The sequence below is a fragment of the Modestobacter sp. SYSU DS0290 genome, from assembly GCF_054050955.1.
Genome location: NZ_JBJHAI010000007.1, coordinates 78294 through 93804, shown reverse-complemented (window position 1 = coordinate 93804; position 15511 = coordinate 78294). Strand labels below are relative to the sequence as shown.

16 protein-coding genes and 1 riboswitch are annotated in these 15511 nt (G+C 75.2%); of the genes, 9 read left to right on the top strand and 7 right to left on the bottom strand.

Features of this window, described 5'->3' with window-relative positions:
* Positions 1–225 precede the first annotated feature (225 nt).
* A riboswitch (cyclic di-AMP (ydaO/yuaA leader) is annotated at positions 226–395 on the top strand.
* Positions 396–410: 15 nt separating this feature from the next.
* The 3 genes from ACI795_RS08650 to ACI795_RS08640 all read left to right on the top strand — a co-directional run bounded on the left by ACI795_RS08650 (position 411) and on the right by ACI795_RS08640 (position 3439).
* Positions 411–1568 carry an NlpC/P60 family protein gene (locus ACI795_RS08650; protein WP_457075084.1) on the top strand — a complete coding sequence of 386 codons (1158 nt, stop codon included), beginning with the start codon at positions 411–413 and terminating at the stop codon, positions 1566–1568.
* 182 nt (positions 1569–1750) lie between these two features.
* Complete coding sequence (locus ACI795_RS08645) at positions 1751–2098, top strand: DUF3817 domain-containing protein (protein WP_457075082.1); 348 nt, start codon at positions 1751–1753, stop codon at positions 2096–2098.
* 9 nt (positions 2099–2107) lie between these two features.
* On the top strand, positions 2108–3439 hold the full coding sequence (locus ACI795_RS08640; protein ID WP_457075080.1) for a serine hydrolase domain-containing protein: 1332 nt from the start codon (positions 2108–2110) through the stop codon (positions 3437–3439).
* A gap of 63 nt (positions 3440–3502) precedes the next feature.
* Here ACI795_RS08640 and ACI795_RS08635 read toward each other — a convergent pair whose 3' ends face one another.
* From ACI795_RS08635 to ACI795_RS08625, 3 genes are read right to left on the bottom strand one after another with little or no spacing between them, the layout of a single operon-like run.
* The gene (locus tag ACI795_RS08635; protein WP_457075078.1) at positions 3503–4018 is read right to left on the bottom strand and encodes a hypothetical protein; all 516 of its coding nucleotides are present in this window, start codon (positions 4016–4018) and stop codon (positions 3503–3505) included.
* A 40-nt stretch (positions 4019–4058) separates the two neighbouring features.
* Positions 4059–4673, bottom strand: a complete 615-nt coding sequence (locus ACI795_RS08630) for a hypothetical protein (RefSeq protein WP_457075076.1) — start codon at positions 4671–4673, stop codon at positions 4059–4061.
* A gap of 55 nt (positions 4674–4728) precedes the next feature.
* Complete coding sequence (locus ACI795_RS08625) at positions 4729–5244, bottom strand: Lrp/AsnC family transcriptional regulator (protein ID WP_457075074.1); 516 nt, start codon at positions 5242–5244, stop codon at positions 4729–4731.
* A gap of 216 nt (positions 5245–5460) precedes the next feature.
* On the opposite strand from ACI795_RS08625, the gene pdhA reads away from it, so the two are divergent.
* The 6 genes from pdhA to ACI795_RS08595 all read left to right on the top strand — a co-directional run bounded on the left by pdhA (position 5461) and on the right by ACI795_RS08595 (position 11145).
* Positions 5461–6600 (top strand): pyruvate dehydrogenase (acetyl-transferring) E1 component subunit alpha, encoded by a 1140-nt coding sequence (pdhA, locus tag ACI795_RS08620; protein ID WP_457075072.1) that lies wholly within the window; start codon positions 5461–5463, stop codon positions 6598–6600.
* Position 6601: 1 nt separating this feature from the next.
* On the top strand, positions 6602–7579 hold the full coding sequence (locus ACI795_RS08615) for an alpha-ketoacid dehydrogenase subunit beta (protein ID WP_457075071.1): 978 nt from the start codon (positions 6602–6604) through the stop codon (positions 7577–7579).
* Positions 7579–8991 carry a dihydrolipoamide acetyltransferase family protein gene (locus ACI795_RS08610; RefSeq protein WP_457075070.1) on the top strand — a complete coding sequence of 471 codons (1413 nt, stop codon included), beginning with the start codon at positions 7579–7581 and terminating at the stop codon, positions 8989–8991. The genes ACI795_RS08615 and ACI795_RS08610 overlap by 1 nt, the downstream gene beginning before the upstream one ends.
* A gap of 38 nt (positions 8992–9029) precedes the next feature.
* Complete coding sequence (locus tag ACI795_RS08605; protein ID WP_457075069.1) at positions 9030–10211, top strand: AGE family epimerase/isomerase; 1182 nt, start codon at positions 9030–9032, stop codon at positions 10209–10211.
* Positions 10212–10301: 90 nt separating this feature from the next.
* Positions 10302–10502 carry a hypothetical protein gene (locus ACI795_RS08600; protein ID WP_457075067.1) on the top strand — a complete coding sequence of 67 codons (201 nt, stop codon included), beginning with the start codon at positions 10302–10304 and terminating at the stop codon, positions 10500–10502.
* Positions 10503–10683: 181 nt separating this feature from the next.
* Complete coding sequence (locus ACI795_RS08595) at positions 10684–11145, top strand: SRPBCC family protein (RefSeq protein WP_457075065.1); 462 nt, start codon at positions 10684–10686, stop codon at positions 11143–11145.
* Between the two features lie 91 nt (positions 11146–11236).
* Here the strand turns inward: ACI795_RS08595 and ACI795_RS08590 are convergent, their stop codons facing one another.
* The 4 genes from ACI795_RS08590 to ACI795_RS08575 are packed head-to-tail and all read right to left on the bottom strand — an operon-like array spanning position 11237 to position 15488.
* Positions 11237–11497, bottom strand: a complete 261-nt coding sequence (locus ACI795_RS08590; RefSeq protein ID WP_457075064.1) for an HPr family phosphocarrier protein — start codon at positions 11495–11497, stop codon at positions 11237–11239.
* Between the two features lie 34 nt (positions 11498–11531).
* Positions 11532–13664, bottom strand: a complete 2133-nt coding sequence (locus ACI795_RS08585; RefSeq protein WP_457075063.1) for a PTS fructose transporter subunit IIABC — start codon at positions 13662–13664, stop codon at positions 11532–11534.
* A 37-nt stretch (positions 13665–13701) separates the two neighbouring features.
* Complete coding sequence (locus tag ACI795_RS08580) at positions 13702–14724, bottom strand: 1-phosphofructokinase family hexose kinase (RefSeq protein ID WP_457075062.1); 1023 nt, start codon at positions 14722–14724, stop codon at positions 13702–13704.
* A complete protein-coding gene (locus tag ACI795_RS08575) occupies positions 14721–15488 on the bottom strand; it encodes a DeoR/GlpR family DNA-binding transcription regulator (protein ID WP_457075060.1) in 768 nt (255 codons plus the stop codon). The genes ACI795_RS08580 and ACI795_RS08575 overlap by 4 nt, the downstream gene beginning before the upstream one ends.
* Between the last annotated feature and the right edge of the window lie 23 nt (positions 15489–15511).

Genomic DNA, 15511 nt, shown 5'->3' with positions numbered 1-15511 from the left:
GCCCAGCTCAGGCCGCGTGTCGGCGCTCTGGCCGGGAGACGATCCGGGTCCGCAGGACGCACTGGCCGGACGATTCGGCGTGCCTGTCACCCTCGGTGAGCGTGTCGGAGCACACCACCGGAGTTTCTCAACAAAATCGCAAAGGGCGTTTGTCACGAGCCCATAACGCACTTACGGTGGGCGACGGTCCGGACGGGCACCTCAGCCACCCATCGGTGGCGACCGACCAGACCGCCGCCGAACTCCGCGGCCCGTGCACTCCGGCGGGCCAGGGGACCGGGGACCCACCGCAGCACTGGGGTGAAGCACTGCGCGGCCGAGCCGGGCCGCACGTGCCGGGTGTCTTCCCATCCGAACCCGTCAGCTAACTCGGTAGGCGGCACGTTGGAAGAAAGGACCACCCGCCGAACATGGCGAGTTCGCTCAATCCTGCCCGCCGTGGGTCCACCTCCCGTCGGGCCGTCGTCACCCTCCTCGCCGCCGGGGCCCTCGTGGCCGTCCCGCTGCTGAACCCCGCGCCCGCGGCGGCCGAGCCCACCACGTCCGCCGAGGCCGCCACGCTGGTCGCCGAGCGGGCCCACGACCTCGAGGTCGTCACCGAGCAGTTCAACGACGCCCGGGTCGAGCTCGAGGCCAAGCAGGCCGAGGTCGACGCCGCTGCCGCCCAGGTCGAGGCCGCCGAGGCTGCCCTGTCCGGCGCTCGGGACCGCGTCCGTGAGGTCGCCCGCAGCGCCTACACCGGCGACCAGCTGAGCACCCTGCAGGCGATGCTCACCAGCGAGTCCGCCGACGAGCTGATGGACCGCGTCGGCACGCTGGACTCCATCGCCGACCACAACAACGGCATCCTGGGCGAGGCCGTCACGGCCGACGAGCAGGCCACCGAGGCCAAGGCCGCCGCCGAGGCCGCCGCCACCGAGGCGCAGGCCCAGCTGGACCAGGTCGAGAAGCAGCGCGCCGACCTGAACAAGCAGATCGCCGAGTACCAGGCGATGTACGAGCGGCTCTCCGCCGCGGAGCAGGCCGCCTCCCGGGCCGAGGCCGAGCGGCGGCACGCCGCCGAGGCTGCCGAGGCCGCTGCGGCCGAGCAGAGCTCCGCCTCGAGCTCGAGCTCGAGCTCCGGTTCCCGCTCGGGTGGGGGCGGCAACGCCCGCGCCGCGGCTCCGGCCGCGCCGGCCGCACCGGCCCCGTCTGCGCCGGTCGTCGCCTCCAGCGGCGCTGCAGCGACCGCGGTCAGCACCGCCATGGCCCAGCGCGGCAAGCCCTACGTCTGGGCCGCCGCCGGTCCGGGCTCCTTCGACTGCTCCGGCCTGGTGCAGTACGCCTACGCCGCAGCCGGCATCTCGCTGCCGCACTCCAGCCGGGCGCAGGCGAGCATGGGCCGTGCGGTCTCCCGCGGGGAGCTGCAGCCGGGCGACCTCATCGCCTTCTACTCGCCGGTCACCCACATCGGCATCTACATCGGCAACGGGCAGATGGTGCACGCGCCGACCTCCGGCGACGTGGTCAAGGTCGCCAGCATCGACGTGATGGGGAGCATCACCGCGATGCGCCGGATCGCCGGCTGACGCCAGCGCTCCAGCACGAACGCCGGTGCCCCGGTCGCCTCACGGCGGCCGGGGCACCGGCGTGTCCGGGTGCCCTGGCAGGGCCCCCTCCCGGGTCCCGCCCTGCGCCTGCGAAGGGTCGGGAGGAGGGGGCTTCATCACATCGGGGAGACCGCGGCGCCGGTGGTTCGTTGTCCCCGGTCGTGGCTGCCCGTCTCCTCGCCCCCGCCCCCGTGGCCCGCGTCTTCCGTGTCGTCGCCGTCGCCGAGGCGGTGTCCTGGGTGCTCCTCCTCGCCGGGATGTTCGTCAAGTACGTGCCGAAGACCTCCGAGGTCGGCGTCCAGGTGTTCGGCCCGGTCCACGGCGCCGTCTTCATCGCCTACGTCCTGGTGACCCTGGTCGCCTGGCGGGTGCTGCGCTGGTCGCTCGGCACCACCGTCCTCGCGCTGGCCGCCTCGGTGCCCCCGCTGGCCACCCTCTGGTTCGAGCACTGGGCCCGCCGCACCGGCCGGCTGCCGGTGAGCGAGACCGCCGCCGTCCGGGCTGGCTAGCCTCCGGGGATGGCCGAGCCCGTGCTGCCCTCCACCGCCCGCACCCTGCTGGCGCGCACCGCCCGCGTGCAACGCGACGGCCGGGCGCCCGGCCTGGTCGCCGGCGTGGTCCGCGACGGCGGGCTGGCCTGGTCGGCCGCGCGTGGCGACGTCGCCGACCCGCACACCGACGTCCAGTACCGCCTCGGTTCGATCAGCAAGACGGTCACCGCCCTGGTGGTGATGCGGCTGCGCGACGAGGGCGCCCTGGACCTGGACGACCTGCTGGGCGACCACCTGCCGGACACCCCGCTGGGCGACCGCACGGTCGGGCAGCTCCTCTCCCACCTCGCCGGGGCGGGCGCGGAGAGCCCGGGCGGCTGGTGGGAGCGCGTGCCCGGCGGCACGCTGGCCCAGCTGCCGCTCAGCGACGACGACGTGGTGCTGGGCGCCGCGCGACGGTTCCACTACTCCAACCTGGGCTTCGGTCTGCTCGGTGAGCTGGTCGCCCGACACCGCGGCCGACCGTGGTCGGACGTCGTCCGCGACGAGGTGCTGCTGCCCCTGGGCATGACGCGCACCACGCCGCGCCCCAGCGGCGCCGCCGCCGAGGGCCGCGCGGTGCACCCGTGGGCCGACGTCGTGCTGCGTGAGCCCGAGCACGACGCCGGGGTGATGGCCGCGGCCGGTCAGCTGTGGGCGACGCTGGCCGACCTGGGCAGGTTCGCCGCGTTCCTGCTCGGCGACACCGCCGAGGTGCTCTCCCCGGCGACGCTGGAGGAGATGACCGTGCCGGCCGGGGTCGACTCCTCGGCGGCCGGCTGGTCGGCCTACGGCCTGGGGCTGCAGGTGGTGCGCGCCGACGGCGTGACCCTGGTCGGCCACGGCGGCTCGATGCCCGGCTTCCTCGCCGGGGTCTTCGTCGACCGGGCCGAGCAGGCCGGCGCGGTGATGCTGGCCAACACCACCAGCGGGCTGGACCCGCTCGTCCCCGGGTTGCTCGCCGATCTCCGGGCGGCCGAGCCGCGTATCGTCGACGCCTGGACGCCGGCGCCCCCGCCGGTGCCGCTGGACGTCCTCGGCGTCTGGTTCTGGGGGCCGGCCCCGTACGTGCTGCGGGCGCAGGGCGAACGGCTGCTGCACCTGGGTCCGCTGCCCGGGCGTCCCGGGCGGGCCAGCCGGTTCACCGCGCGGGCGGACGGCACCTGGGTGGGCCTGGACGGCTACTACGCCGGGGAGACGCTGCGGATCGCCCCCGACCACCTGGACCTGGCGACCTTCGTCTTCACCCGCACGCCCTACGACCCGGCGGCGCCGGTGCCCGGCGGGGTCGACGCGGAGGGCTGGCAGGGGCGAGCGTGACGGAACGGCCCCGCTGCTGGGTCCCGCCGTGACCTCGCGAGTGGTGGGGGGCGGCGGGGCCCTTCACCGGTCGAACGCGTCCATCGTCGTCTTCACCACCGCGCCGTAGGCCAGGTGCGGGACGACGTCGCTGACCCAGTCGGTGGTCGACCAGGTGCGCGGGTCGGTGATGCCCAGGACGGTCATCGGGCCGTTCGAGCCGATCAGCACGCCGACCGTCGTCAGCGCCGTCCCGATCAGCGGCCGGGAGCGGAACCCGGCGGCGCGGGCCAGCCCGGCGAGGACGCCGACGCCGATCCCGGCGGCCAGCCCGGTCATCGGGCCGAGCCCCTGCACCCGGTTCTGCCGGGTCTCCTCGTCACCGGGGATCTGCACGTGCACCTTGTCGGCCAGCGCCTCGACGGTCTGCTCCGGGGTCGAGCTGCTGCCCCTCCCGCGCACCACCATGTCCAGGTAGGTGACGGCGTTCAGCGCCGTGGTGCCGGCCGCACCGGCGGCGGCGCCGCGCAGCACCCAGCCCAGCGTGCCGATCCCGCGCTTGCCCGTGCCGATGGTGCCCAGAGGGGTCCGCTTCGCCATGATCGCGGGCTACCCGGCCCGGGCGGCGGGTGAAACGGGCTCAGTCGCGGGTGAGCACCAGGACCGTCGCCCGGCGGGCGGCCCGGCGGTCGCGGACGACCACGAGGGCACCCATCAGGACCGCGGCGCCCGCGGCGCCGGCCACCAGTGCCAGCGCCTTCGTCCCGTCCGCCTCCTCGGCCTGCGCGCCGACCGGGGGGCCCGGGGTCGGCGGATCCGCCACCGCGGCGATGCCCCGGGCCTCCGCCGCCAGCTGGGGGGTGAGCGGGGCGGTGCCGCCGCAGAGGTCGGCGGCGAGCTGACCCTCCGGGAGGTCCGGTGGGTCGGTCGCGAAGATCAGGAACGGTCCGTCACCCGTCAGCTCCAGGCCGCAACTGGCCCCCGAGCAGGCGGAGACCACCTGCTGCCGTGCGCTCGCCACGCCCTTGTGCAGGGTGTCGACGGCGAACACGTGCAGCGCGGGGTCGCCGCTGCTGCCTCCCGGCCGCAGCACCTCGCGGGAGACCAGCGTGCCGGTGAAGACGGCGTCGGCCCGGTCGAACTGCTCGGCGGTGTCCGCCGTCGTGCAGCTGCAGGCCGACGCGGGGGAGGGCGTGACCCAGCCGGCGACCAGCAGGGCCCCGCCGAGCAGCAGGGTCGTCGGCCAGCGGTGCACAGCGGCAGCGTGCTCGCGCCCGGCCCGGCCCGCCAGCCCCGGCGGCCGCCGGTGCTCAGCCGGCGGTGGCCCCGTCCTCGGCGTCGCGGGTGGCGCCGGCGGCGCGCTCCAGCAGCGGGGCCATCCGGTGGTCGATGAACCGGCGCAGCGCGAGGTTGGTGTCGGTGCGCTGCACGCCGGGGATCGCCAGCACCTGCTCGCTGATCCGCCAGAGGTCGTCGGCGTCGACGGCGACGACCTGGACCAGCAGGTCGGCGGCGCCGGAGAGGCCGGTGACCTCCAACACCTCCGGGATCCCCGCCAGCGCCTCGGCGACGTCGGCCAGGCTGCGCTGCACCACCTGCACCGTCACGTAGGCGCCCAGCCGGTAGCCCAGTGCTTCGGGGCGGACCCGCCGCTCGAAGGGGTCGAGGATGCCGGTGGACTCCAGCCGGGCGAGCCGGGACTGGACGGTGTTGCGTGCCAGGCCGAGGGTCTGGGCCAGCGAGGAGACGGTGGCCCGGGGGTCCTCCGACAGGGCCAGCAGCAGCCGTGCGTCGGTGGTGTCGAGTCGGGCGGTGCCGGCGGTCACGATGTGCAGTCTGACATGCGAGGACGTCCTACTACCGGTCATCGTGCGCAGCCAGTGGGACGGATCTTGCGCAGATCGGCTCCGTGGTGATCTGCTGAACGGCGCTCTGGCGTGCCACGATGTGTGAGCGACGCCACACCCGGGCGCCGCGAGGACGTCCAGCGCGGGACTCCCGGAGACCCCGGGGGCCCCGCGAGACGGCGAGGAGGGACGCGCATGACCGCGCTGTCGCACACCACCGAGGTGGTCGACCCCGTACCGGGAGCCGGTGCTCCCCATCTGCCCGGGCAGCCGGGGCTCGTCCAGCTGCTCACGCCCGAGGGCGAGCGGGTCGAGCACCCCGACTACGCGCTCGAGGTGAGCGACGAGGAGCTGCGCGGTCTCTACCGCGACCTGGTGCTCGTCCGCCGCTGGGACTCCGAGGCCACCGCCCTGCAACGGCAGGGTGAGCTGGGGCTGTGGGCGTCGCTGCTCGGCCAGGAGGCGGCCCAGGTGGGCGCCGGCCGGGCGCTGGCCGCCGACGACATGGCCTTCCCGACCTACCGTGAACACGGCGTGGCCTGGACCCGCGGGGTCGACCCACTGCACGTGCTCAGCCTGTTCCGCGGGGTCGACCAGGGCGGCTGGGACCCGGTGGCCACCGGTTTCAACCTCTACACCGTCGTCATCGGCGCGCAGACCCTGCACGCCACCGGCTACGCGATGGGGCTGCAGCGCGACGGCGCGGAGAACGCCACCCTGGCCTTCCTCGGCGACGGCGCCACCAGCCAGGGCGAGGTCAACGAGGCGATGATCTGGGCCGCCACCTTCGCCGCACCCGTGGTCTTCTTCTGCCAGAACAACCAGTACGCGATCAGCGCCCCGATCGAGCGGCAGTCCCGGGTGCCGCTGTTCCACCGGGCCGGCGGCTTCGGCTTCCCCGGCGTCCGGGTCGACGGCAACGACGTCCTGGCCGTGCTGGCGGTCACCCGGGCGGCCCTGGCCGCCGCCCGCGACGGCCAGGGCCCCACCTTCATCGAGGCGTTCACGTACCGGATGGGCGCGCACACCACCTCCGACGACCCGACCCGGTACCGGCTGGCCAGCGAGCTGGAGGAGTGGAAGCTGCGCGACCCGATCGCCCGGGTCAAGGCGCACCTGTCGCGCAGCGGCGCCGCCGACGCGGACTTCTTCGCCGCGGTCGAGGCCGAGGCCGACGCACTGGCCGAGCGGATCCGCAGCGGCACCCGGGAGCTGGCCCCGCCGGCGCCCACCGAGATCTTCGACCACGTCTACGCCGAGATGCCGCCCGAGCTGGCCCGGCAGCGCGCGGAGTTCGTCGAGTACCACGCCGGCTTCGACACCCAGGGGCGCTGAGATGAGCGAGACGCTGACCATCGGCAAGGCGCTCAACCTCGGTCTGCGCCGGGCGATGGAGGACGACGCGAAGGTCGTGCTCATGGGCGAGGACATCGGCCGCCTGGGCGGGGTCTTCCGGATCACCGACGGCCTGCAGAAGGACTTCGGCGAGGACCGGGTCGTCGACACCCCGCTGGCCGAGGCCGGCATCCTCGGCACCGCGGTGGGGCTGGCGATGCGCGGCTACCGGCCGGTCTGCGAGATCCAGTTCGACGGGTTCGTCTTCCCGGCCTACAACCAGATCGTCACCCAGGTCGCCAAGCTGCACGCCCGCTCGAAGGGCCGGCTCCCGATGCCGATCGTCATCCGGATCCCGTTCGGCGGTGGCATCGGCGCGGTGGAGCACCACAGCGAGAGCCCCGAGGCGTACTTCGCGCACACCGCCGGGCTGAAGGTCGTCAGCATCAGCACCCCGGCCGACGCCTACTGGGGCATCCAGCAGGCGGTCGCCCACCCCGACCCGATCGTCTTCCTCGAGCCCAAGCGGCGGTACTGGGAGAAGGGGCAGGTCGACCTCGACGGGGCGCCGGCGCCGCTGTTCGCCTCCCGCGTCGTCCGCGGCGGCGACGACGTCACGGTGCTGGCCTACGGGCCGATGGTGAAGACGGCGCTGCAGGCCGCGGACGCCGCCGCCGAGGAGGGCCGCTCGCTGGAGGTGGTCGACCTGCGCACCCTGTCCCCGCTGGACCTGGAGCCGGTGTACGCCTCCGTGCGCCGCACCGGGCGGTGCGTCGTCGTGCACGAGGCGCCGCTGACGCTGGGTCTCGGCGCGGAGATCGCCGCCCGGGTCACCGAGACCTGCTTCCACTCCCTGGAGGCGCCGGTGCTGCGGGTGGGCGGTTACGACACCCCCTACCCGCCGTCGAAGCTCGAGGAGGACTACCTCCCCGACCTCGACCGGGTGCTGGACGCGGTCGACCGGGCGATGGGGTTCTGATGGCCGAGCTGCGTCAGTTCCGGCTGCCCGACGTCGGCGAAGGGCTCACCGAGGGCGAGATCCTGTCCTGGCTGGTCGCGGTGGGCGACACCGTGGCGGTCAACCAGCCGCTGTGCGAGGTCGAGACGGCCAAGGCCGCCGTCGAGCTGCCCTCGCCCTTCGCCGGCACCGTCGTCGAGCTGCTGCACGAGGTCGGGACGACGGTCGACGTCGGCGCGCCGATCATCACCATCGACACCGGCGCCCCCGCGGACGGCGCCACTGCGGCCGCCCCGGCCGCCGAGGAGCGCACCGCCGTCCTGGTGGGCTACGGCCCGCGCACCACCGAGCCGCGCCGGCGCCCCCGCCGGAGCGCCGTCCCGGCGGAGGCCGACCACGGCTCCGGTGCGGACCGCCCGCCGCTGCTCGCCACCGCTCCCGACACCACCGTCAAGCCGGTGCGGCACGGCGGGCTGGAGGCCGGCCGGGCCGCCGAGGCGCAGGCCGACCGTGCCGCCGCCGCGGCCCCCGCGCTCGCGGCCACGCCGGGTGCCGGCGCGCTCCGGCCGCTGGCCAAGCCGCCGGTCCGCAAGTACGCCAAGGACCTGGGTATCGACCTGGCCTCGATCACCGGCACCGGGGACGGCGGGGTGATCACCCGCGCCGACGTCGACGCGGCGCGCGCCGCCGCCGACCGGCCGGCCGGCGTGGCCACCGCGCGCACCGAGACGGTGCTGGCGGAGACCCGGATCCCGATCAAGGGCGTGCGCAAGGCCACCGCGGCGGCCATGGTGAGCAGCGCGTTCACCGCGCCGCACGTCACCGAGTTCCTCACCGTCGACGTCACCCGCACGATGAAGCTGCGCGAGCGGCTGGCCGCCCGCCCGGAGCTCGCCGGGGTGAAGGTCAGCCCGCTGCTGTTCGTCGCGAAGGCGCTGCTGCTGGCCGTCGGCCGGCACCCGATGGTGAACAGCAGCTGGGACGAGGCGGCGCAGGAGATCGTGGTGAAGTCCCAGGTCAACCTGGGCATCGCCGCCGCGACGCCGCGTGGGCTGGTCGTCCCCAACATCAAGGACGCCGGCCGGCTGTCGCTGCCGGAGCTGGCCGGGGCGCTGAGCGAGCTCACCGCCACCGCGCGCGCCGGCCGCACGCCCCCGGCGGACATGACCGGCGGCACCATCACCATCACCAACGTCGGGGTGTTCGGCGTCGACACCGGCACCCCGATCCTCAACCCCGGCGAGTCGGCGATCCTCGCGTTCGGTGCCGTCCGGGCCATGCCCTGGGTGCACAAGGGCAAGGTCGTGCCACGGCAGGTGACCACGCTGGCGCTGTCGTTCGACCACCGGGTGATCGACGGCGAGCTGGGGTCGCGGTTCCTCGCCGACGTCGGCGCGCTGCTGCACGACCCCGGCACCGCCCTCACCTTCTGAACTCCGGCCGGGCCGCTCGGCAGCGATAGCGTGCACCAGTGACCTCACTGGACCGGTTGCTGTCCTTCGCGGCGCGTTCCCGCGTGCCCGGCGGGTTCGGGTGGCAGGGCGGGGACGGCGCCGTCCTGCCCGACCGCCCGCTGCAGACCTGGATCACCGCCCGGATGACCCACGTCTTCGCGCTCGCCTCGCTGCTCGGGCACGCCGGCGCGGACGAGCTGGCGGCCCACGGCGTCGCCGCGTTGCGGACCGGGCCGCTGCACGACGCCGAGCACGGCGGCTGGCTCTCCGCCGCCGACGACGACACCAAGGCCGCCTACGTGCACGCTTTCGCGGTGCTCGCCGGGGCGACGGCCAGCACCGCGGGGATCGCCGGCGGCCGCGAGCTGCTCGACGAGGCGCTGGGCGTCTGGGAGCAGCGGTTCTGGGACGACGAGGCGGGCCTGGCCCGGGAGTCCTTCGACCGGACCTGGGCCTCGGCCGAGGACTACCGGGGCGCCAACGCCAACATGCACGGGGTGGAGGCGATGCTCGCCGCCGCCGACGCGCTGGCCGGCAGCGACCCGGGCGCCACCGCCCGGCTGCGCACGCACGCGCTGCGGGCGACCGAGCGGGTCGTGCACGGCTGGACGCGGGAGCGGGACTGGCGGCTGCCCGAGCACTTCACGGCGGACTGGGAGCCGCTGCCGGAGCTGAACCGGGACCGGCCGGCCGACCCGTTCCGGCCGTACGGGGTGACGATCGGGCACCAGTTCGAGTGGGCCCGGCTCTGCTGGCACCTGGCGGCCGCGCTCGGCGAGCACGCCCCGGGCTGGCTGCGCACCGACGCCGACGGGCTGTTCACCGCGGCGGTCGAGCGCGGCTGGGCCGCCGACGGGCACCCGGGCTTCCCGTACACGCTCGACTGGTCCGACCGGCCGGTGGTGGTCGCCCGGATGCACTGGGTGCTCTGCGAGGCGATCGCGGCGGCGGCGGTCCGGTTCGCCGTCACCGGCGATCCGCGGACGGCGACCCTGCAGCACCGCTGGGAGGAGCTGGGCGAGCGGCTGTTCCTGGACGAGGCGGTGGGCAGCTGGCACCACGAACTGACCCCCGAGGGCGTGGTCGCCGAGGTCACCTGGGCCGGCAAGCCCGACGCCTACCACCTCGCGCAGATGCTGCTGCTGCGCGAGGCCCCGGTCGCCGGCAGCGTCGCCGCCGCCGTCCTCGCGTCCCGCTGATCCTGGACAAGACCCCGCTGTGCTGCTTCGGTGCGCCCGGACAGCGGCGCCGGCCGGTGTCGCGGTGACCGGCCCGGGAGGAACTGGACGATGAGCAGGACGGGGAGCGGTGGTGCCGCTCGGGTCGAGGAGCTGCGGGAGCCGCTGGGGGTGCCGACCCTGCTCCTGTGGCGCCGCATCGGACCGGCCGCGGGTGCCGGGGCGGTGCTCTGCGTCCTGACCGGGCTGGCCGTGCTGGTCACCCGGGACGAGGCAGGCGCGGCGGTCGGGCTGCTCCTGCCTCGCGCGTAGGCGGCGTCGCGAGATCGGGCTGGCCGGGGTCTCCGGCCTCGCGTGGCACCCACCAGCCCGAGGTGATCACCGCAGGAGTCCAGCGGAACGGGTGCGCCCGGTCACCGGGCGTGTACCCGGCGGGCGCCGTCGGGTAGGGGGCTGCTGGACGTACGAGACCCCCGAGCAGAGGAGGCTCCCCATGGCGAACGTGGAGAAGTCGATCGACGTGGACGTGCCGATCCGGCAGGCCTACGACCAGTGGACGCAGTTCGAGTCCTTCCCGCAGTTCATGAACGGGGTCGAGCGGATCACCCAGCTCGACGACCGGCACACCCACTGGGTCACCAAGATCGGTGGCGTGGAGCGGGAGTTCGACGCCGAGATCACCGAGCAGCACCCCGACGAGCGGGTGGCCTGGAAGAGCACCGACGGCGAGGCCAAGCACGCCGGCGTGGTCACCTTCCACAAGATCAGCGACAACACGACCCGGGTGATGGTCCAGCTGGACTGGGAGCCGCAGGGCGTCGTGGAGAAGGTCGGTGCCGCGGTCGGCGTCGACGACCGGCAGATCACCGCCGACGTGAAGCGCTTCAAGGAGTTCATCGAGAGCCGTGGCACCGAGACCGGTGCCTGGCGCGGTGATGTCCCGCGCGAGGGCTGACGGACGGAACCCGGCTGCGAGCCGGGACGACGACGGCGCCCGCCCCCTCGGTCGAGGGGGCGGGCGCCGTCGTGACGTGCAGAGGGGTCCTTCAGTCGGCGTCGAGGTCGCTGGCGACCATGCCGGCGATCCGGTCGAGCACCGCCTCGTCGTCGCTGCTGACGGTGACCTCGGTGCCCTGCTTGGCGCCGAGGGTCATGATCATCAGCGGCGACCCGGCGTCGACGGGGTTGCCCCCGGGGCCGGCCAGGGTGACCGGCACCCCGGACTTGGTGACGGCCTCGGCGATGAGCGCCGCCGGGCGGGCGTGCAGGCCGACGGCGGAGCCGACGGTCACTGTCTTGGAGGGCATCGGTGCCTGCCTTCTGAGGTCGGGGTCCTGGTGGTCAGTGTGCCGGTCGGGTGACCGCGGGCTGCGCCGGGGCGTTCCCGGCACCGGGGCCACCGGCCACGTCGGACGTCAGGTCGGCGCCGGGCGCACCCTCGGTGGGCTTCCGGCCGATGCTCTTGGCGATGGTGACCGCGACGCCGCCGACGATCGCGCCCGCGACGACCGCGAGCAGGAACAGCCAGAAGTTGCTCATCGCGAACCAGACGAAGAACCCGCCGTGCGGGGCCTGCAGCTCCAGGCCGAGGCCGGCGACGATCGCGCCGGTGGTGGCGCCACCGAGCATCATCGACGGGATCACCCGCAGCGGGTCGACCGCGGCGAACGGGATGGCCCCCTCGGAGATGAACGACGCCCCCAGCAGCCACGCCGCCTTCCCGTTGTCCCGCTCGGCCGGGGTGTACAGCCGCGGGCGCAGGACCGTGCTGGACAGCGCCATCGCCAGCGGCGGCACCATCCCGGCGGCCATTACGGTGGCCATGATGACCAGCTGCTGCTGGCCGCCCTCGCCGGCGATGGCCGCGGTCAGCCCGGTGGTGGCGAAGACGTAGGCCGCCTTGTTCACCGGGCCACCGAGGTCGAAGCACATCATCAGGCCGAGGATGATCCCCAGCACGATGGTCGCGGCGCCGGTCAGGCCGTTGAGGAAGTCGCCCAGCGACTCCAGCGCCCAGGCCAGGGGCTGCCCGAGCACCACCAGCATCAGCCCGCTGGAGATGAGCGTGGCCAGCAGCGGGATGATCACCACCGGCTGGAGGCCGCGGGCGAAGGCCGGGAGCCTCCAGCGGCTGATCCACAGCGCGGCGAAGCCGGCGATGATGCCGCCGACCAGGCCCCCGAGGAAGCCGGCGCCCACGGTCAGCGAGACCGCGCCGACGACGAAGCCGGGGACGATGCCCGGCCGGTCGGCGATGGCGTACGCGATGTAGCCGGCCAGCGCCGGGACCAGGAAGCCGAACGCCGCCTGGCCGAGCACCGTGCACAACGCGCCCAGGTACCCGAGCAGCCCGTCGTTGAGGCCCTCGAGCGGTGCGGCGGTGGGCAGGTCGAAGAAGGTGTTGTTCAGCGCCCAGTTCAGCGCGTAGCTCTGCGCGCCGTCGGTGGCCGGGTCGGCGTTGACGATCTGGTAGCCGCCGAACAGGAAGCCCAGCGCGATCAGCAGGCCGCCGGCCGCGACGAACGGGATCATGTAGCTGACGCCGGTCAGCAGCCAGCGGCGGATCTCCGACCCCACGCCCGGCCGGTCCCCCGTCGAGGCGGGGGTGGCGCCGTCGGCGGCGGTGCCCGGCACCCGGCGGGCGTTCGGGTCGTCGGCGGCGGCCAGCGCCTCGCGGATCATCGCCTCGGGCTCGTTGATCGCCCGCTTGGTGCCCGACTGCACCAGCGGCTTGCCGGCGAAGCGGTCCCGGTCCTTGACGCCCACGTCGACGGCGAAGATGGCGGCATCGGCGTCCCGGATGACCGCCGGGTCCAGCGGGGTCGAGCCCGACGAGCCCTGGGTCTCCACGTGCAGGTCGACGCCGAGCTCGCGGGCGGCAGTGGTCAGCTTGTCGGCGGCCATGTAGGTGTGCGCGATGCCGGTCGGGCAGGCGCTGACGGCCACGATGCTGCGCCGGGCCCCCTGCGGCGCGGCCGGTGCCGGGGTCTGCGGCGCGGGCGCGGCGGCGGCCGGGGTCTCGGCGGGGGAGACGACGTCCTGCACCAGCCCGACCACCTCCTCCGGCGTCCGGGCCGCGCGCAGCGCCGCGGTGAACTCCGGGCGCACCAGGGCCCGGGCCAGCGCGGTGAGCAGCGTCAGGTGGTCGGCGTCGCCGTGCTCGGGTGCCGCGATGAGGAAGGCCAGGTCGGCCGGCCCGTCCGGGGCGCCGAAGTCGACCGGCGGGGAGAGCCGGGCGAACGCCAGCGACGCCTGGGTGACGGCCGCGGAGCGGCAGTGCGGGATGGCGATGCCGCCGGGCAGCCCGGTGGCCGCCTTGGCCTCCCGGGCCAGCGCATCGCCGGCCAGTGCGTCGGCGCCGGTGGCCCGGCCGGCCGCGGCGACGAGCTCGGCCAGGCGGTGCACGACGGCGCTCTTGTCGGGACCGAGGTCGGCGTCGAGCGCCACCAGGTCGGTCGTGATCAGTGCGGGCATGGTGCTTCTCCAAGTGGCGGCATGGTCGTTCCCCGGGTCAGTGGGCGCCGGTGGCCGGAGCGGCCGCGGCAGGGTCTGGGTGGCCGGGCAGGCCGGGTGTGACGGAGACGGCCGCGCGGTCGACCTGCGCCGGCGCCGGCACCGCCGAGCCGGGCAGTGCCGCGCTGGCCGTGCCGTAGGCGACCGCGGTGCGCAACCGCTCGGCCGGCTCCTCGCCGGCCAGGTCGGCCAGCACGTAGCCGGCCAGGCTGCAGTCGCCGGCGCCGACCGTGCTGCGGACGGCGACCCGCGGCGGACGCGCCGACCACAGCGCCCCGTCGGCGGTGGAGAGCACCGCGCCGTCGGCGCCGAGGGTGAGCAGCACCTCGGCGACGCCGCGCCGGTGGAGCGTGGCGACGGCGGCCAGGGCGGCGTCCGGGTCGTCCGCGACCGCGGCCTCGGGGAGGCCGGCGAGCTGGGCCAGCTCCTCGGTGTTGGGCTTGAGCAGGTCGGGGGCGGCGTCCGGGCCGGCGGCGAGCAGCGCCAGCAGCGGCGCCTCGGAGGTGTCGACGGCGATCCGTGCGCCGGTGCCGCGCAGCATGCGGACCAGGGTGGCGTACCAGTCCACCGGCACGCCGGGCGGCACCGACCCGGAGAGCACGACCCAGCTGGCCGTGCGGGCGTGCTCGAGCAGCGCGGCCTGCAGGGCGGCCAGCGCCGCGTCGTCGAGCGGGGCGCCCCGCTCGTTGAGCTTCGTGGTCGTGCCGTCGGGCTCGGTGAGCGTGTAGTTGGTGCGCACCGGGGCGCTGACCGGCACGGTCGCCAGCGGCAGGCCCAGCGCCTGCAGTGCGCCGACCAGCGGGTCGTCGTCGGCCGCGGGGAGCACCGCGACGACGTCGGCCCCCGCGGCGGCGACCGCGCGGGCGACGTTCACCCCCTTGCCGCCGGGCTCGGTGGAGCTGCCGCCCAGCCGCGTCACCGTGCTGCGCTCCAGCGGGCCGGGCAGGGCGAGCGTCCGGTCCAGGCTGGGGTTGGCGGTCAGCGTGACCACTCGCCCGCCCGGTGTGGCGTGCGTCCTCATGCGACGAGCACCTCGACTCCCTGCACCTCGAGTTCGGCGACGACGGCCGGGTCGGCCTCGTCGTCGGTGACCAGGACGTCGACGTCCTCGACGGCCGCGAAGCGAACCAGGTGCTCGCGGCCGAGCTTGCTGCTGTCGCCGAGCACGACCACCCGCTGGGCTGCGCGGGTCATCGCGCGCTTGACGGCCGCCTCGGCCTCGTCGGGGGTGGAGAAGCCGTGCCCGGCGCTGATCCCGTTGGTGCCGAGGAAGACGACGTCGGCGCGCAGGTCGGTGAGGGCGCCCACGGTCGACTCCCCGACGGCCGACTGGGTGATGCCGCGGACCCGGCCGCCCAGCACGTGCAGGGTGACCGCTGGAGCGGCGGCCAGCCGGGCGGCGATCGGGACCGAGTTGGTGGCCACCACCAGCGCACGGTCGGGCGGCAGCAGCTCGGCGAGGGCGGCGGTGGAGCTGCCGCCGTCGAGGATCGCGCTGCCGTTGGCGGGCGGCAGGAGGGAGAGCGCGGCGGTGGCGATCCGGCGCTTGGCGTCGGTGCGGGTGCTCCGCCGCTCGCCCAGACCCGGCTCGACGACGGCGAGGGCGCCCACGGGCACGGCCCCGCCGTGGACCCGGCGTAGCATCCCCGCGCGTTCGAGGACGGCGAGGTCCCGGCGGACGGTCTCGGTGGTCACCCCGAAGTGCTCGGCGACCGCGGTGACCGCCACGCGGCCGCGCTGGGTGACGAGCCCGGCGATGGCCTGCTGTCGTTCCTCGGCGTACACGTCCACCTCCCGGGGCAGCGCTG

Coding starts and splice junctions, on each gene's coding strand:
- ACI795_RS08650 (WP_457075084.1), top strand. CDS start 411: ATGGCGAGTTCGCTCAATCCTGCCCGCCGTGGGTCCACCTCCCGTCGG.
- ACI795_RS08640 (WP_457075080.1), top strand. CDS start 2,108: ATGGCCGAGCCCGTGCTGCCCTCCACCGCCCGCACCCTGCTGGCGCGC.
- ACI795_RS08635 (WP_457075078.1), bottom strand. CDS start 4,018: ATGGCGAAGCGGACCCCTCTGGGCACCATCGGCACGGGCAAGCGCGGG.
- pdhA (WP_457075072.1), top strand. CDS start 5,461: ATGACCGCGCTGTCGCACACCACCGAGGTGGTCGACCCCGTACCGGGA.
- ACI795_RS08615 (WP_457075071.1), top strand. CDS start 6,602: ATGAGCGAGACGCTGACCATCGGCAAGGCGCTCAACCTCGGTCTGCGC.
- ACI795_RS08610 (WP_457075070.1), top strand. CDS start 7,579: ATGGCCGAGCTGCGTCAGTTCCGGCTGCCCGACGTCGGCGAAGGGCTC.
- ACI795_RS08600 (WP_457075067.1), top strand. CDS start 10,302: ATGAGCAGGACGGGGAGCGGTGGTGCCGCTCGGGTCGAGGAGCTGCGG.
- ACI795_RS08595 (WP_457075065.1), top strand. CDS start 10,684: ATGGCGAACGTGGAGAAGTCGATCGACGTGGACGTGCCGATCCGGCAG.
- ACI795_RS08590 (WP_457075064.1), bottom strand. CDS start 11,497: ATGCCCTCCAAGACAGTGACCGTCGGCTCCGCCGTCGGCCTGCACGCC.
- ACI795_RS08585 (WP_457075063.1), bottom strand. CDS start 13,664: ATGCCCGCACTGATCACGACCGACCTGGTGGCGCTCGACGCCGACCTC.
- ACI795_RS08580 (WP_457075062.1), bottom strand. CDS start 14,724: ATGAGGACGCACGCCACACCGGGCGGGCGAGTGGTCACGCTGACCGCC.